Annotated in this window: 22 protein-coding genes; 9 read left to right on the top strand and 13 right to left on the bottom strand. The window is 59.2% G+C overall.

What is annotated here, in order from left to right:
• Nucleotides 1–729: a ribonuclease III gene (gene rnc, locus H4684_RS01970; RefSeq protein WP_092189144.1), complete on the top strand. Its 729-nt coding sequence runs from the start codon at nt 1–3 to the stop codon at nt 727–729.
• Between the two features lie 97 nt (nt 730–826).
• On the opposite strand, the gene H4684_RS01965 is transcribed toward rnc, so the two are convergent.
• Nucleotides 827–1,750 (bottom strand): flagellin N-terminal helical domain-containing protein, encoded by a 924-nt coding sequence (locus H4684_RS01965; RefSeq protein WP_192622650.1) that lies wholly within the window; start codon nt 1,748–1,750, stop codon nt 827–829.
• 201 nt (nt 1,751–1,951) lie between these two features.
• On the opposite strand from H4684_RS01965, the gene H4684_RS01960 reads away from it, so the two are divergent.
• A complete protein-coding gene (locus tag H4684_RS01960; protein WP_192622649.1) occupies nt 1,952–2,335 on the top strand; it encodes a flagellar protein FlaG in 384 nt (127 codons plus the stop codon).
• 77 nt (nt 2,336–2,412) lie between these two features.
• On the opposite strand, the gene H4684_RS01955 is transcribed toward H4684_RS01960, so the two are convergent.
• From H4684_RS01955 to H4684_RS21085, 3 genes are read right to left on the bottom strand one after another with little or no spacing between them, the layout of a single operon-like run.
• Nucleotides 2,413–4,068: a flagellar hook protein FlgE gene (locus H4684_RS01955; RefSeq protein WP_192622648.1), complete on the bottom strand. Its 1,656-nt coding sequence runs from the start codon at nt 4,066–4,068 to the stop codon at nt 2,413–2,415.
• A gap of 44 nt (nt 4,069–4,112) precedes the next feature.
• Nucleotides 4,113–4,793, bottom strand: coding sequence for a flagellar hook assembly protein FlgD (locus H4684_RS01950; protein WP_092189152.1), 681 nt, complete (start codon nt 4,791–4,793; stop codon nt 4,113–4,115).
• A 12-nt stretch (nt 4,794–4,805) separates the two neighbouring features.
• Complete coding sequence (locus H4684_RS21085; protein WP_192622647.1) at nt 4,806–6,560, bottom strand: flagellar hook-length control protein FliK; 1,755 nt, start codon at nt 6,558–6,560, stop codon at nt 4,806–4,808.
• Between the two features lie 105 nt (nt 6,561–6,665).
• Here H4684_RS21085 and H4684_RS01940 point away from each other — a divergent pair, with 105 nt between their 5' ends.
• Nucleotides 6,666–7,205, top strand: a complete 540-nt coding sequence (locus tag H4684_RS01940; protein WP_192622646.1) for a hypothetical protein — start codon at nt 6,666–6,668, stop codon at nt 7,203–7,205.
• A 24-nt stretch (nt 7,206–7,229) separates the two neighbouring features.
• On the opposite strand, the gene H4684_RS01935 is transcribed toward H4684_RS01940, so the two are convergent.
• Genes H4684_RS01935 through H4684_RS01920 form a run of 4 tightly spaced genes read right to left on the bottom strand, consistent with a single transcriptional unit; the run spans nt 7,230 to nt 11,700 of the window.
• On the bottom strand, nt 7,230–9,194 hold the full coding sequence (locus H4684_RS01935; protein ID WP_192622645.1) for a DUF1365 family protein: 1,965 nt from the start codon (nt 9,192–9,194) through the stop codon (nt 7,230–7,232).
• Nucleotides 9,191–10,465 carry an NAD(P)/FAD-dependent oxidoreductase gene (locus H4684_RS01930; RefSeq protein ID WP_192622644.1) on the bottom strand — a complete coding sequence of 425 codons (1,275 nt, stop codon included), beginning with the start codon at nt 10,463–10,465 and terminating at the stop codon, nt 9,191–9,193. The genes H4684_RS01935 and H4684_RS01930 overlap by 4 nt, the downstream gene beginning before the upstream one ends.
• The gene (locus H4684_RS01925; protein WP_192622643.1) at nt 10,462–11,274 is read right to left on the bottom strand and encodes a DUF1295 domain-containing protein; all 813 of its coding nucleotides are present in this window, start codon (nt 11,272–11,274) and stop codon (nt 10,462–10,464) included. The genes H4684_RS01930 and H4684_RS01925 overlap by 4 nt, the downstream gene beginning before the upstream one ends.
• An 18-nt stretch (nt 11,275–11,292) precedes the next feature.
• The gene (locus H4684_RS01920) at nt 11,293–11,700 is read right to left on the bottom strand and encodes a DUF2177 family protein (RefSeq protein WP_192622642.1); all 408 of its coding nucleotides are present in this window, start codon (nt 11,698–11,700) and stop codon (nt 11,293–11,295) included.
• Nucleotides 11,701–11,715: 15 nt separating this feature from the next.
• Here H4684_RS01920 and H4684_RS01915 point away from each other — a divergent pair, with 15 nt between their 5' ends.
• Nucleotides 11,716–11,922, top strand: coding sequence for a hypothetical protein (locus H4684_RS01915; protein WP_092189164.1), 207 nt, complete (start codon nt 11,716–11,718; stop codon nt 11,920–11,922).
• Here H4684_RS01915 and H4684_RS01910 read toward each other — a convergent pair.
• Nucleotides 11,908–12,288 (bottom strand): hypothetical protein, encoded by a 381-nt coding sequence (locus tag H4684_RS01910; protein ID WP_092189166.1) that lies wholly within the window; start codon nt 12,286–12,288, stop codon nt 11,908–11,910. The two genes, H4684_RS01915 and H4684_RS01910, sit on opposite strands and share 15 nt — an antisense overlap.
• Nucleotides 12,289–12,549: 261 nt before the next feature.
• Here H4684_RS01910 and H4684_RS01905 point away from each other — a divergent pair, with 261 nt between their 5' ends.
• From H4684_RS01905 to H4684_RS01885, 5 genes are all read left to right on the top strand, one after another.
• Nucleotides 12,550–14,172, top strand: a complete 1,623-nt coding sequence (locus H4684_RS01905; RefSeq protein WP_192622641.1) for an ATP-binding protein — start codon at nt 12,550–12,552, stop codon at nt 14,170–14,172.
• Nucleotides 14,169–14,852 carry a response regulator gene (locus tag H4684_RS01900; protein ID WP_092189168.1) on the top strand — a complete coding sequence of 228 codons (684 nt, stop codon included), beginning with the start codon at nt 14,169–14,171 and terminating at the stop codon, nt 14,850–14,852. The genes H4684_RS01905 and H4684_RS01900 overlap by 4 nt, the downstream gene beginning before the upstream one ends.
• A 201-nt stretch (nt 14,853–15,053) precedes the next feature.
• Nucleotides 15,054–16,025, top strand: a complete 972-nt coding sequence (locus H4684_RS01895; protein WP_192622640.1) for a TRAP transporter substrate-binding protein — start codon at nt 15,054–15,056, stop codon at nt 16,023–16,025.
• A 67-nt stretch (nt 16,026–16,092) separates the two neighbouring features.
• Nucleotides 16,093–16,587 (top strand): TRAP transporter small permease, encoded by a 495-nt coding sequence (locus H4684_RS01890; protein ID WP_192622639.1) that lies wholly within the window; start codon nt 16,093–16,095, stop codon nt 16,585–16,587.
• Between the two features lie 2 nt (nt 16,588–16,589).
• Nucleotides 16,590–17,864, top strand: coding sequence for a TRAP transporter large permease (locus H4684_RS01885; protein ID WP_192622638.1), 1,275 nt, complete (start codon nt 16,590–16,592; stop codon nt 17,862–17,864).
• Nucleotides 17,865–17,940: 76 nt separating this feature from the next.
• On the opposite strand, the gene H4684_RS01880 is transcribed toward H4684_RS01885, so the two are convergent.
• The 4 genes from H4684_RS01880 to cobA are packed head-to-tail and all read right to left on the bottom strand — an operon-like array spanning nt 17,941 to nt 21,253.
• Nucleotides 17,941–18,495, bottom strand: a complete 555-nt coding sequence (locus H4684_RS01880; RefSeq protein ID WP_225940183.1) for a peptidylprolyl isomerase — start codon at nt 18,493–18,495, stop codon at nt 17,941–17,943.
• A 13-nt stretch (nt 18,496–18,508) separates the two neighbouring features.
• Nucleotides 18,509–19,060 (bottom strand): AmmeMemoRadiSam system protein A, encoded by a 552-nt coding sequence (gene amrA / locus H4684_RS01875; protein ID WP_092189178.1) that lies wholly within the window; start codon nt 19,058–19,060, stop codon nt 18,509–18,511.
• A gap of 11 nt (nt 19,061–19,071) precedes the next feature.
• Entirely contained in the window at nt 19,072–19,740 is a 669-nt protein-coding gene (gene purN, locus H4684_RS01870) for a phosphoribosylglycinamide formyltransferase (protein ID WP_192622637.1), read from the bottom strand.
• Between the two features lie 4 nt (nt 19,741–19,744).
• Nucleotides 19,745–21,253, bottom strand: a complete 1,509-nt coding sequence (gene cobA / locus H4684_RS01865) for a uroporphyrinogen-III C-methyltransferase (protein WP_192622636.1) — start codon at nt 21,251–21,253, stop codon at nt 19,745–19,747.
• Between the last annotated feature and the right edge of the window lie 36 nt (nt 21,254–21,289).

Below are 21,289 nucleotides of genomic sequence, written 5' to 3'. Positions count from 1 at the left end.
ATGTCACTGGAAGTTCCATCGGATGCACTGCAATCGCTGCAGAATGAAATCCATTATGAATTCAAGCAAGTCAAGCTTTTAATCCAAGCCCTCACACACAGCTCCCACGCCAATGAACACGGCTGTCCGCATAACGAACGGCTCGAATTTCTTGGTGATGCGGTTCTTGAGCTGGCTGTGTCCCAGGAATTGTTTCGCAAATTTCCGGAAGTGCAGGAAGGCCATCTGACCAAAATGCGCTCCGCGCTGGTCAGCGAAGGAGCGCTCGCGCAGGCGGCCAGAAGGATTCGTCTTGGCTCATGCCTGCTCCTTGGCCGCGGTGAGGATGTGCAGGGCGGGAGAGAAAAAAATTCCGTGCTGAGCGACGCCCTGGAAGCGGTGCTCGGCGCCGTCTACCTTGACGGGGGGCTGGAGTCCGCGATCACATGCGTCAATTTTTTGTTCGAGGGACAGTGGCCCGCGCCTCCTGAAACCTTCCGACCGCGCGACTTCAAAAGCCTGCTGCAGGAAGCCACCCAGCGCATCTGGAAGGCCAGGCCTTCGTATGCGCTACGCGACAGCCAGGGCCCGGAACACGCCAAGCAGTACACCGTCGTGGTGACCATGCCGGACAAGACCGAGGTTGAATGGGAGGAGCGCAGCATGCGCAAGGCCGAGCAGGGCGCTGCCGAGCAGGCTCTGCTGCTCCTGCGGAAACGCTTCCCTGATCTTTCCGAACCAGGCGCATAAGCCCGCCATCACCAGCAAAAGGCATTGCAAGAAAACAAGCCGGGGCCAAACGCCCCGGCTTTGTCTTTGATCATTGCCTTTGCCGATGGAAACCCGATTAACCCTGCATGAGCTGCATGGCCATCTGCGGCAGCTGGTTGGCCTGCGCCAACATGGCCACGGCGGACTGGGTCAGGATCTGGTTGCGCACGAATTCCGTCATTTCCTGGGCCACATCCACGTCGGAAATGCGCGACTCGGCGGCCTGCAGGTTCTCGGCCTGAATGCTCAGATTGGTGATGGTATTCTCCAGGCGGTTCTGCAAGGCACCAAGGCTGGCCCGGATATTGTCCTTAGAGACAATGGCTTCGTTGATGGCGTCGAGCGACTGCTGCGCCCCCTGCTGGGTGGAAATACTGAAGCCGCCGCCAACAGCCGGATCGGACTGGTTGCCGACGCCAAGCGCCGAAGCGGTGGAGTTGCCGATGGCGATGTAATAGTAGTCTTCCGCCGAATCGTTGCCCGTGCCGAAGTGAATCTTCATGGCGCCTTGGGCCTGCAAGCCGCTGCCCTTGTGACCATCACCCCAATCGGCAGCATTAGTTTCCGATGATGAAAGATTGCCGTTGAGCAGATAAATTCCGTTGAAGTCCGTCGCATTGGCGATTCGGGTAATTTCCGAGGCCATGGCCTGGTACTCCGAGTCGATGATCAGACGCTGATCCGATCCATAGGTACCGGTGGCTGCCTGGGTGGCCAGTTCCTTCATGCGGATCAGCTTTTCATCGATAACGCCGAGGGCGCCGTCGGCCGTCTGAATCATGGAGATGGCGTCGTTGGCGTTGCGGACGCCCTGATTGAGGGACGCGATATCGGCGCGCATCAACTCGCGGATGGCCAGGCCCGCCGCATCGTCGGCGGCGGTGCCCACGCGCAATCCGGAGGAAAGGCGCCGGGTCGAGGTTGCTAAACTGCTGTAGGAATTGGACAGGTTCCTGGCGGAGTTCATCGCCATCAAGTTGTGATTTATGACCAAAGACATGTGAGATCCTCCTTACGCTGGTATGCACGCAATATTGCACACAGGATGCCATTTAAAATTTATTTATTATTTCCAGCATTTTAGATCAATACCCCAGACAGAACTCCGGCAAAGAGGTCAAAATTGCCTCCCACGGCTAAAGTTTTCCTCCCGCTGGACGATTATATTGATGAACTCATCCATCAAGAGGAGGCCTCGGCCATGAAAATAACCTCCCTCTCCTACGAGCCCCAGGAACTTCTGGCGCCCGTCGAGCAAACCAATCAGCTCAAATCCGACTTCGAAGACGCGGAGCGTGCCGTATCGGGCGGGCTTCAGGGTCGGCAGTTCGGAGCGACGCCAGACGAGTCGGAAGAAATTTCCGCGCAGAAACTGCAAAACCTGACCGAAGCGGTCGATTCCTACATGTCCTCCCTGGGTGTGAACCTGAAGTTTCACATCGATGAGCGAACCGACACGGTCCAGGTGGAGGTGCGTGACCCCGAAACGCAAAAGCTGATCCGCAAGATCCCCGCCGACGAGATGCTCGACCTGGCCGTTTCCATAGAAAAGATGGTCGGACTTTTTCTGGACAAAGCCCTTTAAACCGTTTGGTCAGCACGAAAAAAAACCCGTTCCGGAATTGCCGAAACGGGTTTTTTTCGTGCTGAAAGCTTAGCGGACTAACGCTTGAGCTGGATAAGTACGGTCAGCATCTGATCGACGGTGGTGATGGTCTTGGAGTTGGCCTGGAAGCCCTTTTCCGTGGTGATCATCTTCACGAACTCCGTGGCCAAGTCCACGTTGGACTGCTCCAGGGAGTTGGAGGCGATGCTACCCTTGCCCCCGGTGTTCGCCAATCCGGTGATGGGCGGCCCCGAGGAGCGCGTCTCGGAAAAGAGGTTCCCGCCCTCGCGGTACAGGGCATAGTTGTTGTTGAACGTGGCCAGAGTCACGGCGAAGAGTTGCAGAACCTGCCCGTTGGAATACCTACCAGTGATGACCCCATCTCGGTCCACTGAGATGTTCTGCAAAAATCCTGCGGTGTATCCGTCCTGGGCCTGAAAGATGGTCGTGGAACCGGTGCTGTAGTTGGTGGATGAGAGAGCGCTTTTATCCGTCACATCAAAACCGTTAATAAGGGCCAAGTCGCTTGGGTCAAGGGTTGCCAACGCGGCCAAGTTGTCAAGACCGAGGTCTGAGGCTTCAGGATTCTGACCGGCGGGCCCAGGGTCCCATGTTGTCGTCTTGTTCCGCAAGCCAAAATTGATCTCGATATTTTTGGAAAGCGGCCCCACAATACTTCCATCCGAGGTTCCCAAAAAATTGGCCGTACACCGTGGATAGCCAGTCGGCGAGATATCGGCAGGTTCCCAGGAAGTCAGTGTATCAGGGGGCAAGGTGGTATCGTTGATCGTGAACGCGGACATATTCTCGAGTTCGCCAGCCGCGTTGAATGTAAGAGTACCAGCCATCAAAACACCTTTCATTTTCGGATCAGCAACACCATCCCAGAACTCGCGATTATCGTCACCAGGAGGAACAGTAACAATATATTCCCAATACTTCTTACCTCCAGCTTCAGACTCAACATTCTCATCGCCAACAGGATCCATATACACAGTTAGATTGTGGGACGAGCCGTTTTCATCATAAACCTTTATTGTAGTCTGATATGCGTAACTTTCTTCGGTCAGTGGTGAAGCTTCCCCCGCGTCATACGCGTTGAATAACGATGTAAACGGGGAAGTGGTGGAAGCTGACTTATCCTCCGATGCAGAGTCTACGTTGACGATCACATCAATCCGAGCCGTTGCCTGGGGTGGAGACTGGAAATTTTCCAATTTCACGTCCTGAGGCACGCCCTGAATCTGCACTCCGGATTTCGTCGGAGCTGTCGTGTTTCCGGTGGTTGAGGCGCTCGCATTTGTCTGCTGTACTTCCCACCCCTGAAGACGGTAACCTTGAGGATTGACCAGATAGCCATCCTCGTCAAAACGAAAGTTTCCGGCTCGCGTGTAGTAATTGATTTCCTGCCCGGCGGGGGAAACCATGAAAAATCCGTTGCCGCCGACAGCCAAATCCGTGGCTTCTGTGGTGCTCTCCAGGGAGCCCTGGGAAAAATCGCCCATGACCGTACCCACGGCCACACCTCGTCCCACCTGGCCGCTGCCGGAAGCTGTGGTGATCTGCTGGCTCAGCGCATCCTCGAAATACATGCGCGAGCCCTTGAATCCTATGGTCGAGACGTTGGAGATGTTGTTGCCGATGACGGTCATATCCTCGCCATGAGCCTTGAGACCGCTGGTCCCGGAGTACAGAGATGCTGACAAACCCATAACTACCCCCTTCTTGATTCACTGCAATGAGCTGTGAAGAAAATTTACTCTTCAGCCACAACCGGCTGGATGACCTTCTTGATGTCGCTGAAACTGATCTTACGTCCGTCGCTCAGGCGGAAGAATGTCTCCCCGTCGCCCTGTTCCAGTGCGGTCACGGTGCCGGAGACTTCCGTGTCGACAAAAACCGTTGCCCCGGTTGGGCTTTCCGCTGAAAAATATACGTTGTACTGGCCGCTGTTGGCCGGATTCCCGTTGTAGTCCAGACCGTCCCAAGTGAATCCAAACTCCCCGGCCTGCATGGAGGAGAACTTCTCGGTACGCACCATATTGTTATTTTCATCGTAAACATTGGCGTAGACTTGCGCGGCGGCGTCGGCCAGGGTGAAGTAGACCGGAGTCACGTAATTTCCGCTCTTGGTGATTCCGTCTCCCGAAGCCGTGATTTCCTTGCCGATGTAGTTGACTGCGCTGAGCATGTCCTGCTGGGCGGTCTTGTCCGTGAGGGAGGTGATGCCCTCGGAAATATTCGTCATCTGCTCAAGGCTCGAAAACTGCGCCAGCTGGGCAATGAATTCCTTGTCGTCCAGAGGATTGAGCGGATCCTGATTCTGCAACTGGGTCACCAGAAGCTTCAAAAAGGCGTCCTTGCCCAGGACATCGTTCTTGGATGCCGTGTCCGCGCCGTAAAAACCGCCCTGCTGCTGCAAAATCTGATCGATCATGACCGCCTCCTCTCAGGCAAAAATATCCAGGCCGCTTTGGGAAAGTTTTTCCCTGTGCCCGCTATTTTGCACATCCCGGACCATACCGCCCGCCACCCGTTCCAGAGTGCGCCAGCGCTTGGCCGACGAGGCCAATTCCTGGTTTTCCTGATAGCGGTTGTGATTCTCGGAGCCCTGCCACTGCGACTGGCTCTGAGAATCGGCCAGTTGCGTCTGCACCTCAAGTTTCCCGACCTTGAGCCCCTGGGCTTCGAGTTGCGTGCGTAGCTGCCCCAGTTGCTCATTCAAGGCCAAAGAGGTCTCCTGATTGCTGGATCTGAGCACGGCCTGCACTTCCTTGCCCCGCACCTGCAAAATGACACTGACCTGCCCCAGGTCGGCCGGATCAAGACGAATGACCAGTTGCTTCACGCCCTGCCCCAGGTTCCTGAAGGCTCCGTTCTCAACCTGCTGATATACCTCGGCGTTGCGAGCACTGACGGGAGCCTCCATCCTCTGCTGAAACTGACTCTGGGAAGTCTGTGCGGAGGCTGGGGTCAGCGTCTGGGATTCGGGTGCTGTCTTTGTGTTCCCGGAGACCTGGGCGGCGCGGGAGGTGGATGAGGACGATTTTTCCCCGTCCTGCGTGCCGAAAAATCCCTGACGGGCATCGGGCTGCTTTTTCTCCCCCTTGGAATCCGCGGCCGCAGCGCTTCCGGCGGAAGCGGCTTCGCCCTCACGCGCCAGGGAGGCCGCGTCCTGCGCTACCGTCTGCCCGGAGCTTTCCCTTGCCGCCACGGGTCTGTCGGCGGCAGCCGGCAGGCCGCCGCGCGTCACGACGCTCCCGTTGCGGGCGGCGCCGTCCTGATCCTTTGCGGCGGCATGCTTGCGCTCCGCGTCGGTGGCCACGGACTCTGCGTGCCGGTCCTGCGCCGAAAGAGCTTCTTCCGTGGCATCAAGCACCACAGAGCTTTTCCCGGCGGAACCCTCGGACGCCGCGACGCGAATTCCGGGTTGACCTTGAACATCCGAAGACTGTTTCTCGCTGCGGACCGGGCGAGTTCCGATCTCAGGGCCCTTGCCGTCCTTCAGCGCGACCGGAATCTCGGACTTGGGATCATCGCCCTGCTTGCGATCCAGGGCTTCGCCGGACGCGGCCTTCGCAGCTTCCACCGCCAAAATCCGAGACCTCGCGACGCGGGACTGTCCATCCTGCGCTCCCTCCATGACGCCGGCTTTCGAGGCAACGGAAGCATCGGCCTTGCCCAGGCTCTTTGTCAGGCTCTTGTCCGGGCTCACGCCTTCATGTCCCGCCGTCCGATGCGCTTCCAAGCGGACCAAAAGGGCGTCGATCTTCTGCATCACAGAAGACGAAGCGCTCTGTGTCTTCCGCTCCAAATTTTCGGTGCCTTCGCCCCGTTTCCCGTCCGCTGCCAGCTCCGCCTTCAGGCTTCTCATCTGCTCGCCCAGGGTCACGGCCAGTTCGCTGCGGTTCGAAGGATCGCTCTTTTGGAATTGACGGAGAAGTTCGTGCAGGGCCGCGATTTTTTCGGAAATGACGGATTCATCGTTGTCCGCGCCCCTCGCCCTGACTTCCTCGGCCAAGCTGTCGAGCAGCTCCTGCACTGCGGCAGCGGTGGAGTCATCCGCATTGTCCGCATTCGTGGCGCCGGTCTCTTTATCCAAGGCAGCGCTCTCGGCAGCGGATACGGAATCCGCCTGCCCAGATCCTGAGGCTTGGGGCTCCTGCACGGCAGCTTTTGCCGAGCCACCTGCGCTTTCTTCCACACGGTTTCCCTCATGGTCGGCAGGGTCCGGACTTGCGGAGACACTCTCTTCTTCAATTGGGGACGACTCGCGATAATCCGTATCCCTTCCATCTTCGGCAGGAACATGATCGTCAGCGAAAACCTGTTCGTGACTTGCAGGCGGCTCGGCCTGACTGGTTTGAGGAGTTACGACGGCTGTATCCGGCTGGTTCAGATGCGCCGAAAACAGATCATGAAAATCCTGACCGGACCGATTTTCCATCATTTCAAATGCGCCGCCAGCGCGAAAGGACTGTGCCCCACCAGACATGGATGCGGGAAAAAACTGCATTCTTCACCTCCTGCTGGAAGCAATAGATCAAAAGACGGGCCAAGCCGGAGCACGAAGGCCAAGGCGCCCCCCCCGAAAGAAATTTTCCACCCGGAAAAACGCACCGCGCGCGTCCTACAAAAAAAGCGATTTCTGTCTTACAAAGCCTTTTTGATTTACTTTTTTCTTCAGCCCATGTTAAAAAAAAATCGACTATCGCGTCATGGACTGTGTGGGGTTTTCGGAGCTGGCTTCTCCGAAAGCCCTCGCTTCCCGAACACGGGAGGCACACGACAAACGCCCAGCGGCTTCCCGCTGGGCGTTCTTTTTGGTGCCCCCGACGATGGGGCTTGAAAACTCTCTTTACGCGGAAATACGCTATGATCCCGTTTCACCCATTCGGGAGAGCAGAAGCTGATAATTCCGAACCGTGCGACTGCGAAACCCTGCCTCACAATAGCTGAAATAATACTCCCACTTGCGCAAAAAATTCTGATCAAAACCCAGCTTCATGACCTCATCGCCACGCGACATGAACGCCAGCCGCCACAACTCAAGGGTTCGGGCGTAATGGAGCCCGATATCCTCCATGCGCGTGATGCCCAGCCTGCTTCGTGCGCCCACGGCCTGGGCCATGGCCCCGAGGGACGGCAAGTGACCGCCGGGAAATATGTGCTTGCGGATCCAGTCCGAACCCAGGCGGTAAGCCCTGTATTTCTGGTCGGGCATGGTGATGACCTGCAGCACGGCCCGTCCGTTCGGAGCGAGCAGACGGTCAAGGGTCTGAAAATACAGAGGCAGATTGCGATGCCCCACGGCTTCGAGCATCTCGATGGAAACGATGGCGCTGAAGCTGCCCTGCACATGGCGGTAGTCGGTCAGCAGAATGCTGATGTTCTCCTCCAAGCCCTCTTCCCGTACCCTGCGCGTGGCCCACTTAAGCTGCTCTTTTGAAATGGTGATGCCCGTCACCCGGCAACCTGTGCGCCGCACCGCCTCCAGGGCGAAGCCGCCCCAGCCGCAGCCGATCTCGAGCACGTGGTCTTCCGGGCCAAGACCGGCCATGTCGATGATGGCGTGCATCTTGGCGAACTGGGAATCTTCAAGGGAATCCTCTGCGCTTTTGAAGATGCCGCCGGAATAGGACATGGTCGAATCCAGAAAGAGCCTGTAAAAATCATTCCCGAGGTCGTAATGCTCGCCGATGTTGCGTCGGCTCCCGGCGACGGTGTTGGGGCGGCGCAGATGCGTCATGAAATTGAGCGCTCTCCCCGCCAGGGCAGGCCAGAAGCGCCGATCATCCAGGACATCCTCGCGCTGCGCCAGCAGGCAGAGCAGGCGGACCAGTTCCGGGCTGTTCCAATCGCCGTCGGCGTAGGCCTCTCCAAAGCCGATGTCCCCGGAAAGCATGACGCGGCTGAAAAAACGCGATCTTTGCACCGTAATCTCGGCCTTTGGCAGCGATCCGGACAAACCGAATATTTCCCGCCCCCCGTCCGGAAGGCCAAGCGTCAGCTGTCCATGATCCAGTTGCCGCAAGAAGCGCCTGACCGCCCACTTGCCAAGCGTGTCGAGCAGTGTCGGCGGAGCCTGACGGATCGTCATGGAGGAAGCAGGTTCAGGCTTCGGGTGGACGGCGAGTTTGCTGCGAAAATAAAGCCGCGCCGCCTGGGCCACGATGCGCGGGACGGTCAGGACCGCCCGCAAAGGATGCCCCATGAGTATCCGCGCCAGATTGCGACCGGTCATGGGTCGCGCCGCGCCGGTGAATGACGCCTTGAGGGCCTGCTGGTCGCCCAGATAATACGTGATGGAGATGGCAAGCTCGTCGCCCGGTTCGGAAAACATGAACTCATAGCGACCGCGACGTGGAAAAAACGGGGAGACATGAAAAGCCTTCCGCGCGCCAAAACTCCTCTCCTCGCCTTCGGGGACGAGTACGTAGAGGTGGGTCTCGCCGAAGGTGTTGTTGACCTGTGTCAGGACGCACGCAAGACGGTCCGACGCGTCGTAACAGTAAAAGAAGCTGGCCGGGTTGAAAACGTAATGAAATTGACGCAGGGCCGTGATCAGCACGATGCGCGCTGGCGCAAGATCCACTCCGTTCTCCCGCAAGGCGCGCAGCACTTTGTCCCGCAACCCCTCGTCCCCATGATGCAGATAGTCGCGGTCATGCAAAGCCAGGGGGCGCAAACGGTTGTGTCCGAACCAGAATGTATCGCGCTCCAGCCGGTCCAGTTCGTCAATATCCAGGGCATACAGATGCAGATCGTAATCAAAGCCATGCCTGGCCTCATGCGTGCGCAAATGGCTCAGGGTTCCGACATAAATCCGCGAATTCATTCCTCCCTCCTGAACTTCCGCACGGCTTCGTGACTGGAGCGAACCGCGTCCTCGTGAAATCCGAAGCCGAAATAGCTGCCGCAGAAATAGGTGTTTCGGTGACCGTTCAAGGAAGAGAGGGAGCCCTGCGTCTCCATGGATTCCCTGGTGTACACCGGATGATGGTAGACCAGACTGGCCAGGACCGTGGATTCGTCATGGGGAGTCGGCCGGTTGAGGGTCACGAGATACTGTTTGCTTGCGGCCAGACCCTGCAGAAGATTCATGGCATACGTTACAAAAACCCGCGCGTTCTCCTGGGCTTCCCGCCTGAAATTCCAGCAGGCCCAGGCCTTGGGCGAGGGGGGCAACACCGAAACATCCGTATGCAGGACGGTCGTGTTTTCCTCGTAACGCCAGGCCCCGAGAAGGCGCGCCTCCTCCGGTGAAGGATCGCCCAAAAGGCGCAGGGCCTGATCGGCATGGGCCGCGATGAACACGTCATCAAAAATGCGCGGTTCCTCACCGGCAACCGTCACGCTGACCCCCGACGCGCCGCGCCGGATTTCTTCGATGGGAGCGTCAAGCCGCACCTCTCCGCGAAAACGACGCAAAAATGCCCGGACGTAGCTGCAACTGCCCCCTGAAACCGTTCTCCAACGTGGACGATCAACAAGGGAGAGAAGCCCATGATTGTTGAAGAATCGCAAAAAGGACAGGGCCGGAAACTGTCCCACCCGTCCGGCCGGAGTCGACCAGATGGCCGCGGCCATGGGCAGCAGATAGTTCTCGACCATGAAGGATGAAAAACCATGGCGGCGCACGTAGTCATCGAGGGTGCCAAGCTCCTGTCCGTCCTTGAGATCCGCCTTGCCCTGACGGCAAAAGCGGACAATCTCGAACAGAAAACGGTAATAGCGCACGGAAAACAGATTGGAGCGCTGGGCGAACAGCCCGGCCAGGTCCGTCCCGGCGTAGGTCAAACCGGTGCGCTCGCAATGAAATGCGAACGACATCTGAGCCTCCCTTGATGGGACTTCAAGCTCTTCGAGAAATTTGATGAAAAGCGGATAGGTGGCCTCGTTGAAGACGATGAAGCCCGTATCCACAGGGGTTCCCCCGTCCGGGCCATCCGGGACGGAAACGGTGTGCGTGTGCCCGCCCAGATAATTTTCCTTCTCGAAGATGGTCACCTCGCGGCTATCCTGCAAGAGGTGCGCGGCCACGATCCCGGCCACGCCGCCGCCGATAACGGCCACTGTCTTTTTGGCATTCGCCCTGCCTGTATTCATGCATGCTCCGAATCGTCGCCGCCGGGGCGGGTTTTCAAGGTGCGAGGGGGCCAGGGAAAAAAGGCGCTGGTAGCGCTTTTATAGGCCTCGAACTCAGGCTGGCCCTTGTATTTGTCTTCCAGCATGGGGATGCCCGATACTTTCAGGAGCAAAAATCCGATGAGTACGGGGCTGACCAGACCATACCAGCCATGCCCGGCACCAAGCCCCAGAAAAAAGAAGCCCCACCACAGCACGGCTTCGCCAAAATAATTGGGATGGCGGGTGTAACGCCACAGCCCCGTGGTCATGATCCTGCCCTTGCCGGCCGGAGTCCTCTTGAAACGGGACAATTGCCAGTCGCCCACGGCCTCGAAGAAAAAGCCCACCGCAAAGAGGGCCGCACCCAGGACATCGGTCCAGACGAGCCCGGATCCGGGTCCGGCCACGGCCAGAAGGATGGGCATGGCGACCAGGAACACGACCAGCCCCTGCAGCATGTAAATCTGCAGGAAACTTCGCCAGACAAAGGTGTCTCCCCATTGCTCGCGAAAATTCCGGTAGCGAAAATCCTCGCCGCGACCCCGATGGCGCAAGCCGATGTGCACCGCCAGGCGCACGGCCCAAAGACACAGCAGACAGAACATGAGCAGCGGCCTGAAATGCAACTCCATCCCGCTCGCGAGCCAGGCTCCGAGACAGGCCGCCACAAAGGCCGGGCCATAGGCTATGTCGATGAGGCTGTTGTCACTTGCACGCGTCCCGATGACAAACATGGTGTTCATGGTCAAAAGCAATGCCACGGCCGCACCAAGAAATACGACAGTCATGGACTCCTCCCTGAAGTTTCAGTTCAGCCGCACTCCGATGAGGTAGCTGCCTCCGGCGACGAGGGTGCACAGGACCATGCCCCAGGCGATATCGACCACAGCGACCAGCACCGGCCAGTCCCGCAAGGTCGCGAGGTTGGTCAGATCGTACGTGGCGTAGGTGAAAAAGCCGAAGAGCGCGCCAAACATGCAGGCCCGGACCAAAGACTGGGCTTCCAGGCCAGGACGGACGGCAAAGAGAAGAATCCCCGCTATATATATGAAATAGAACGCGAACGCCGCAGGCCAATTGACTTCCGGGCTCAAGAGATGATGCAGGTTGGTCTTGTAGAAATTTCTGGCCACGAAGCCCAGCCAGATCATGTCGATGGCGAAGAAGACAGGGATGGTGAACAAATAGAGCTTGAGCCAAAAAATCGGATTCATGACCGCGCCTCCCTCATGGTTGCAAATCTTGCCCTCCGGCAACTATCCGCCCCTTCCAGCGCCGAGGCGGCAAGCACTGGCATCTCGGCCTCCCTCATAAGGCGCGGCTTTGCTGAAAAATCCGCCCGCTGCCGGGAGCAGGAACAAAAACGCCCGGTGACTGTCACCGGGCGCGATTATTTGGTTTTCAAAAAGCAGGGTTTTTCTTCAACCTCCGAATGAGCCGGCTCCGATCACTTCCATAGCCTTGGTGTAATGCACGCGCAGCTTGCCCATCTTGTCACCCAGATCCTTTTCCACGGGTCCCATCTCCAGCGGACATTCAGCTTCAAGTTGGGCGGTTTTCGTCTCGATCTCGCGCACCAGAGCCTTTATCTCGGCGACAGCGTCAACCAGTGCGCCTCGATCCTTGTCACCGAGGTCCAGAAAGCCGACCATCACATCATAAAGAGTCGCCTTCCATGCATTGAGTTCTCGTTCGACGCCTTTGCAATAGCCTTTTACAGCCAATTTTTTCGCTTCTTCAGTCGCACATCCATCAATTGCGGAACAAGCAAAGCAGGGGCCTGGATAATCCATGTTTACCATAGGTGCCTCCAAAAAGAGTTTGATGTTTGAGATACATGATACTCTAAAACCATCAATCGTCAATGAAAACTGTTATTGAATTCTTAATGTCACGCGCACTTCTGACAAGAGGCACGGCCCACTTTTTGCCCTCTGATTATCAAAGCATGACGCCCTTGGACGACTTGTCACAGCCGCCACGCATGCACCACGCACAGGAAGCGCCTTGCCATGACACCCGCAATCCGCGATGACCATGACGCAAGCGCGGAGGTACAAAAAATGCGATCCTGGCTCCACATAATCAGCCGACTGCGGCCCGCCACCATCCAGGCACATCTGATCCACATGGTGCTGGCCCTGGTCGTCATTCAGATCGCCGTCAGCTGGCACGTCATCTCCGGGCTGACCGAAGAGATGCTGCATGAACAGATCGGCCAGACGGCCCTGCAAACAGCCAGGACCATCGCCCAGATCCCGCGCATCCGGCAGGCGCTGCTCGAAGGCGACCCGCAAGGGGAAATTCAAACCCTGGCCGAAAACATCCGCACTCAGACCGGCGCATCGTTCGTGGTCATCGGCGACAGCGCGCAGAAGCGCTATTCACACCCGGTGCCCGCACGCATAGGCCAGACCTTTGTCGGCGGAGACACCGGGCCTGCCTTGCAGGAAGGTAAATCCTATGTTTCCGAAGCGGTCGGAACCCTTGGCAGGTCCCTACGCGGGATGACTCCGATCCTGGACGAGGACAACTCCATCATCGGCTTCGTATCTGTTGGCTATCTATCCGAAAGCATTCATCAATCAATCTCTGCCCACTTGGACAAGCCGCTCATGTACATCATCGGCATGAGCGTGGTCGGCATCCTGAGCGCCGTGGTCATCGCCGGGCGCCTCAAGAAGCTGACCCTGGGCCTTGAACCATCTGAAATAACCAGCCTGTATCTGGAACGTGTCGCCGTCCTGCAGACAATCCGCGAGGGAGTTCTGGCCATCGACCACCATGGCAACATCCGCGTCGCAAACCAGGCTGCGCAGCGCTATGCGGGGCTGAGCCTCGATGAACGTTTTGCGGGCAGACCCGCCTCCGGCATCATCCCGGAGGCGGGTCTTGAGCAGGCTCTGCGCACGGGCCAATCCGAGTTTGACCAGGAACGAACCGTCAACGGTCAGGAGCTCATCTTCAACATCGTGCCCGTTTTCCAGGACCAGAAAATTCAGGGCGTCGTGGCCAGTTTCAGGCGCAAGGACGAGCTTGACCTCCTGGCTGCGGAGCTTTCGCGAGTGCAGGAATACTCCGAACTGCTGCGCGTACAGACCCATGAATACTCGAACAAGCTGCACACCATCGCAGGACTCATTCAGATCGAAGCCTACCGCGAAGCCCTGGAACTGGTGGTCACCGAATCCTCGGGCTATGAGGAATTCATCCGATTCCTTGGCGAATCCGTGCCCCATCCGGTCATTGCAGCCATCATCCTCGGCAAGTACAACAGGGCCAAGGAGCTCAGGATCAATTTCGCCATCGACCGGGACAGCAGCATGGCCGATGTGCCAAAATGGATTCGCCAGGAAAAGATCGTGACCATTGTCGGCAACCTCCTGGACAACGCCTTTGATGCGGTCCTGACGCAGCCGCAGCAACTGCGCATGGTCGAGATGTCCTTCACGGACCTTGGCAACGACATCGTCTTCGAGGTCGAGGATGCCGGGCCGGGAGTGGCCGTGGACCAGCTTGAGCGGATTTTCGAGAAAGGGGTTTCATCCAAGGGCCGTGGGCGGCGCGGAGTCGGGCTGTATCTGGTCCGCCAGCGTCTGGATGAGCTGAACGGACAGATCATGGTCAGCCGCGGCAGCCTGGGCGGCGCTCTTTTCACCGTGGTCATTCCCAAGGAGCAGACATGATTACCAGGGTACTTGTTGTCGAAGACGATGTACGCATCGCGGATCTGCATCGCCGCTTCACCGAACGGGTCGAGGGCTGCGAAGTCGTCGGCATCGCCCACCGACTTGATGACGCGCGGGACATGGCCCAAGCCCTGGAGCCGCACCTCATCCTGCTTGACCTCTATTTCCCGGAAGGCCCCGGCACGGATCTTCTACGGGAAATCCGGGCCCAGAACCTGGAAATCGACGTCATCCTGATCACCGCAGCGCGCGAAGTCGGGACCTTGAAAGAGGCCCTGCGCGGCGGGGTATTCGACTATCTGATCAAACCCGTCACCGCCGAACGCTTCCATGAATGCCTGACCAAATTCTGCGCCTACCGGGAGCGCCTTGGACTTGGAAACGCCATCGAGCAGCACGACGTGGACACGCTGCTGCATCCCGCAAGTCCCTGCCCGCCCCTCGGCAGCAGCTGCCTCCCCAAGGGTATCGACGGTCTGACCCTGACCAAGGTGCGCGGCGCGTTCGAGCAAACCGAACCCGCAGGTCGCAGCGCGGAGGATGTGGCCGAACTGATCGGTATCAGCCGTTCCACCGCGCGCCGGTATCTTGAATACCTCATCTCCGAAGGCACGCTCTACGCCGACGTGGTCTACGGCAGCGTGGGCCGACCCGAACGCCGCTATTTCAGCCGCTGAGAGACCTGCCTTGGCCACTCCTGAAAGGGGGACCCTGATGCCGCCGTGAACAAAATGCGCTTAATCCACAAAATGGCGCTTTTTCTTTTTACGTTCCAAACCGTATTTTTCCCCCTCCCCGTCATATCCTCTTCTCATCAAAACTTGAGGTCCCTTCCCCGCGCGTCCGCGCCCATAACGTTTTTTGTTGACGGAGGAGTCATGAAACGTTTCTTCATGTGTGCAGTCCTTGTGATCGCAGTAGCCCTGACCATTCCCGCCTTTGCCAAAACAGTGCTCAAGCTCGGCCATATCGCCGAAGTCAGCCATCCCTATGCCAAGGGCGCCGACCATTTCGCCAAGCTGGTCGGGGAAAAGTCCGGCGGAGAAATGGAAGTCCAGGTCTTCCCGTCCTCCCAGTTGGGCAGCCAGAAGGACATGACCGAGGGTCTCATCTACGGCACCATCGACATGGTCCTGACCGGCACCGCGGACCTCGGGCAGTTCCAGCCCAAGATGTCCCTTTTCGACCTGCCCTTCCTGTTCAAGGACCGCGCCCACGCCTACAAGGCTCTGGACACCGTGGGCATGGAACTGGGCAAGGAGCTTGAGCCCCGCGGCCTGAAGCTGCTGGGCTACATGGAGAACGGCATCCGCCACCTGACCAACAACGTCCGTCCGGTCAAAGCCCCGGCCGACATGGATGGCCTCAAGATCCGCGTCATGTCCAACAAGATCTACATCGAAACCATCAAGTCCCTCGGCGGCTCCCCCACGCCCATGGCCTTCGGCGAGCTCTACTCCGCCATGCAGCAGGGCACCGTAGACGGACAGGAAAACCCCAGCGCACACATCTACACCAAGCGCTTCTTCGAAGTGCAGAAGTACGCATCCATGACCGCCCACGCCTATGCCCCGGAACCGGTGCTCATCTCCATGGTTACCTGGAGCAAGCTCAGCGACGCCCAAAAGGCCATTATCCAGGAAGCCGCCACCGAGGCCGTCGCCTGGCAGCGCGAACTCTCCACCCAGCAGGACAACGAGTACTGGGACAAGATCAAGGCCACCGGCAAGATCGAGGTCATCGAAGTCGACCGCGCCCCGTTCATGGAAGCCACCCAGCCCGTGTGGAAGGAATTCGCCCCCACTGTCGGACAGGACAACATCGACAAGGTGCTGGCTCTCGGCAAATAGCTCATTCTCATGAACCCGCCCGGTTTGCCGGGCGGGTTTTTTATCATCATATTTCCAGGAGGATTCCATGGACAAGCTCCTCAAGGGCGTGCGCTCGGTACTGTACGGATTTTCCGTCGTCGCCATGTCGATCATGCTCCTGATCATCTTTGCCCAGGTCGTGACCCGCTACATGTTCGGATACACCCCTGAATGGTCCGAGGAGCTGGCACGTTTCCTCTTTGTCTGGGTCGTTTTCCTGGGCTCGGCGCTGATCATGGGAGAAACCGGACATCTGGCCGTGCAGTTTCTGCCGGACAAGTTCAAGGGCACCCGCTTCGGCACCATTCTGGACGTCATCATCAACGCCTGCGGATATGTATTCATCATCCTGCTCCTGACCCAGGGCTGGAAAATGACCTCCATCATGACCTTCCAGCGCGCCCCGGGCCTCGATATTCCCATGAGCTGGGTCTATGTCATCATCCCTGTCAGCTGCGTGCTCATGCTCCTGTACCTCTTCAAGGAGACCCTGCGCATCATCAGGGACATTTCCAAATCTCGCGCCAGGCAGGAGGGATAGCCATGGAATACGTACTGCTCTTCGTCTTTCTGGGCCTGACCGCCCTTGGCGTGCCCGTGGCCTTTGCCCTGTGTCTGGCCGCGGCCACCGTCCTACACTTTTTCATGAACATGCCCCTCGTCATGGTTTCCCAGATGATGTACTCGGGCATCGACTCGTTTTCCTTCATGGCCGTGCCCTTCTTCATGCTCGCCGGATCGTTCATGTCCGCGGGCGGCGTGACCGGCAGGCTGGTCAACTTCTCCCAGGCCCTGGTCGGCTCCTTCACCGGAGGACTGGCCCAGGCCGTGGCCGTTTCGGGCATGTTCTTCGCCGCCATCTCCGGGTCGTCCGCCGCCACCACCGCCGCACTGGGTTCGACCATGGTCAATGAGATGGAAAAGAAAGGCTACACGCGCGAGTGGGCCACCGGCATCGTCGCCGCCGGCGGCACCGTGGGCATCGTCATTCCGCCGTCCATCACCCTGGTCGTGTATGGCGTCATCGCCGACACCTCCATCGGCGATCTGTTCGTGGGCGGTTTCCTGCCCGGCCTGCTCATGGGTCTGTCCATGATGCTGGTCAGTTGGTATCTGGCCAAAAAACGCGGGCTCAAACCCGAGGGCACGTTCTCCACCTCGGCGCTGTGGACTTCCTTCAAGGACTCCTTTTTCGCCCTCATGACCCCGGTCATCATCATCGGCGGCATCTACGGCGGCATCTTCACCCCGACCGAAGCCGCGGCCGTGGCCGCCGTGTACGGCATTCTGGTCGGCCTGTTCATCTACAAGGAACTCAAATTCAAGGATTTCCCCAAGATCATCTTCCAGGCCGTCATCGGCACGACCATCATCATGTTTCTGGTCGGCGCGGCCAACGTCTTCGGGTGGCTCCTGACCAACCTGCAGATTCCCCATCATGTGGGCACCTTCGTGGCCAGCCTGACCTCATCCCCGGTTCTTTTCCTGCTGGCCATGAACGTGCTGCTGCTGTTCATCGGGACCATGGTCAACGCCTCGGCCGCCGTGGTCATCCTGACCCCCATCTTCCTCCCGGTGGCCAAGAGCCTTGGCATCGACCCGCTCTTCTTTGGCGTGCTCATGGTCTGCAACCTGGCCATCGGCTGCATCACCCCGCCGGTGGGCCTCGACCTCTTCGTGGCCAGCGCCATCACCAAGGTGCCGCTTGAAAAGGTCATGAAGGCCGCCGTGCCCTACCTGCTCGCGCTGCTGGCCACCCTGCTGATCCTGACCCTCTTTCCGATCATCACCACCATCCTGCCCAGCCTGCTGCGCTAGAAAAGATACGAAGCACCACAAAAAAAGGGGCGATCCTTACCGGACCGCCCCTTTTTTTGTGGTGCTTGGCGCAGGATCACTGCATCACTTCAGCCTTTTCGATGATGACAGGCTCGACCGGGACATCCCCGTGCATGCCCTTGGAGCCCGTGTTCACGGCTTCAATAAGGTCCACCACGCGCTTGCCCGCGACGACCCGGCCGAAGACGGCGTATCCGAAATCACGAGCGCCGTGATTCAAAAACGCGTTGTCGGCCGTGTTGATGAAAAACTGGGACGTGGCGGAATCGACCTCGCCCGTACGGGCCATGGCGACCGTGTACTTGTCATTTTTAAGACCGTTGTCGGCCTCGTTTTTGATGGGATCATGGCCGCGCTTCTGGTGCATGGCCGTATCCATGCCGCCGCCCTGGATCATGAAACCCTTGATGACGCGGTGAAATACCGTGCCGTCGTAAAAGCCCTCGCTCACGTAGGTCAGAAAATTCCGGGCCGAGACAGGGGCCTTGGCCTCGTCGAGTTCGATGACGATGATGCCTTTGTTCGTGGTCAGGGAAACCCTGGGGCCTTCCGCGAGAACGGTAGACGAAAACAGGCAAAGCAGAATCAAGGCAAAAACAAAAGTACGCATTGAGCACCTTCCTTTAAAAAATGACGGCTTCAAACCACCAGATCTCCGTCTTGGGTTTGCGCCAGGTTCCCTTGGGCAGGCCGGCCTTGACGCAGGTCTGATCCAGAAATGTTTCGCGGTCCCAGCCCCACTCCGTGGCCACCTGAGGCAACAGCAGGCCGGAATGCACGGATTTGCGGATATAGAGCCCGTGCCGGCCGACCTCGATCAGTTCCGGGTCGGGACACGGCGAGAGCGGCCCCATGACCGAGACCTCGATATCCAGATCATCGAGCTCCCCTGCCGTCAGCGGAGAAAAGCGTGGGTCCTCGAAGGCCGCCGCGCCCGCCATGCGCTCGATGGTGGCGGCCAGCGGGCCCTTGCCGACGATGTTGCCGATGCAGCCGCGCAGGCGTCCCTCGCGCTTCAAGGTCACAAAAGCGCCCAGCTCCTCGCTCAGGGTCCTGGACTCAAGAGCGGGCTTCGGCCCGGAAGCCAGACCGAGATGATCCCGGATGACCCAGACCACGAGGTCCTTGCAGAAGCGCTTCTCCTCATCGGTCAAAACCAGTTCGAATGTGTTCATGCTTTCCTCCCTCAAGAATCAAAAGGCGGTTCCAAAGGCGGATTGGCCCACAGCGCGCCCATGGTTCTGGATGCGTCCCGGACCACGACCTGCCGTCCCTCGACACGCACCCGGCCCTGGGCGATCCAGTGCAGGGCCTGGGGATAGATACGATGTTCCATCTCCAATATGCGCGCCCCAAGGGAGGCTTCGTCGTCGTCCGGATAGGCGGGCACGGCGGCCTGGATGATGACCGGGCCGTGATCCATCTGCTCGTCCACGAAATGCACGGTGCATCCGGCCAGCCGCACACCGTGGTCGGCCTGTTGCCCCTGGGCGCGCAGCCCGGGACAGGCCGGAAGCAGGGCGGGATGGATGTTGACCACGCGACCGGCAAAGGGCGTCAAGAACGCCGGGGTAAGGATGCGCATGAACCCGGCCAGGGCCACGAGCTCGACACCGGCCTCCCGCAGCAGCCGGACCAGCTCGCCGTCAAAGGCCGCACGCTCGGGAAACTCGTCGTGGCGCACGCAGGCGGTTGCGATACCCGCCTTCCGGGCGCGCTCAAGCCCCTGCGCGTCAGGCTTGTTGGCGATGACGATGCGGATCTCGGCGTCGAGGCCGCCGTCGGCCACCCTGTCGAGTATGGCCTGCAGGTTGGACCCGGACCCGGAAACGAGGACGCCCAGCGCGATGGTCATTGAATCAGCCCTTCACCAGTGCTTCGACCAGGGCCGGAATGGTGTAGTCCTCGGGCATGATGTCGGGAGTGAACCCGTAATCCTTCAGGGTGCCTGCCGTCACGGGGCCGATGCAGCAGATCTTCAGCCCCTGGCCGACATAGGGGCGCAGGGTGTCTGCCGGGACCAGGGCGAAGAAGTTCTCCACCGTGGATGAGCTGGAGAAGGTCAGGTAATGGAGCCTGCCCTTTTCGAGAAGATCGATGATCTCGGCGCCGTCCTCCTGGGTCAACTGCGTCTCGTAGACCGGAAGCACGTCCACCTGGGCCGCGACCTTGGCCAACTCCTCGGGCAGCACTTCACGGGCGACCCTGGCGCGGGGGATGAGGACGCGTTTGCCTGCGATGCCACGCTCAAGCAGCCCCTCGACCACGGATTCGGCCACGTACTTGGGCGGGATGAAGTCGGGACGGATGCCGCGCTCCAGGAGCGCCTCGGCCGTGGCAGGTCCGATGGCCGCGATCTGCATGGCGCCGAAAGCCCGGGCGTCCTTGCCCACGAGTTCGAGCTGGTTCCAGAAATGACGCACGCCGTTGACGGAGGTGAAAATGGCCCAGTCGTAATCCTGCAGGCGGTCTATGGCCGCGCGGACCGGAGCATAATCCTCCAGGGGCACGATGGTGATGGTCGGAAACTCGTAGCAGGCCGCGCCCAAGCCTTCCAGCGTGTCCTTCAGACCGCTGGCCTGCTCCCGGGCCCGGGTCACGACCACGCCCTTGCCGTGCAGGGGCAGCTTCTCGAACCAGTTCAGGGTGTCGTGCAGCTGCACCACCTCGCCCACGACCAGCATGGACGGAGCCTTCACCCCTTCACGCTCGGCCATGGCCGGGATCTCGCCGATGGTCGAGACCCAGGACTGATGCTCGCTTGTCGTGCCCCAGCGCACCAGGGCGGCGGGCATGTCCGCGCGCATCCCGTTCTCGATCAGCTTGGCCGAGATGTACGGCAGATTCTTCACGCCCATGTAGAAGCACAGCGTACTGGCCGCCGTGGCCAGAGCCGGCCAGTTATGGGCGGAATCAGGCTTGGTCGGGTCCTCGTGGCCGGTGATGAGCGACACGGAGGAAGCGTACTTGCGATGCGTGAGCGGAATGCCCGCATAGGCCGCGCCAGCCACGGCCGAGGTCACGCCGGGGACGACCTCGAATTCGAGCCCGGCTTCGAGCAGCTCCTCGGCCTCTTCGGCTCCGCGCCCGAAAATGTAGGGATCGCCGCCCTTGAGGCGGGCCACGTTCTTGCCTTCCCTGACTTTGGCCACGATCAGGTCGTTGATCTGGTCCTGGGGCAGGGTATGGTCGCCGCCCTTCTTGCCGACATAGATGATCTCGGCGTCGGGACGGCACAGGGCCAGAAAGGTCTTGCTGGCAAGGTAATCGTAAATGACGACCTCGCATTCCTGCATGAGGCGCTGCCCCTTGACCGTGATGAGACCCGGGTCGCCGGGACCCGCGCCGATGAGATATGCTTTGGCCATGATTGTTCCTTTCCTGAGCGTTTCCGCTGTTATTTT

This window comes from Desulfomicrobium macestii (assembly GCF_014873765.1).
Taxonomy (GTDB): domain Bacteria; phylum Desulfobacterota; class Desulfovibrionia; order Desulfovibrionales; family Desulfomicrobiaceae; genus Desulfomicrobium; species Desulfomicrobium macestii.
This window is presented reverse-complemented; position numbering and strand designations above follow the sequence as displayed.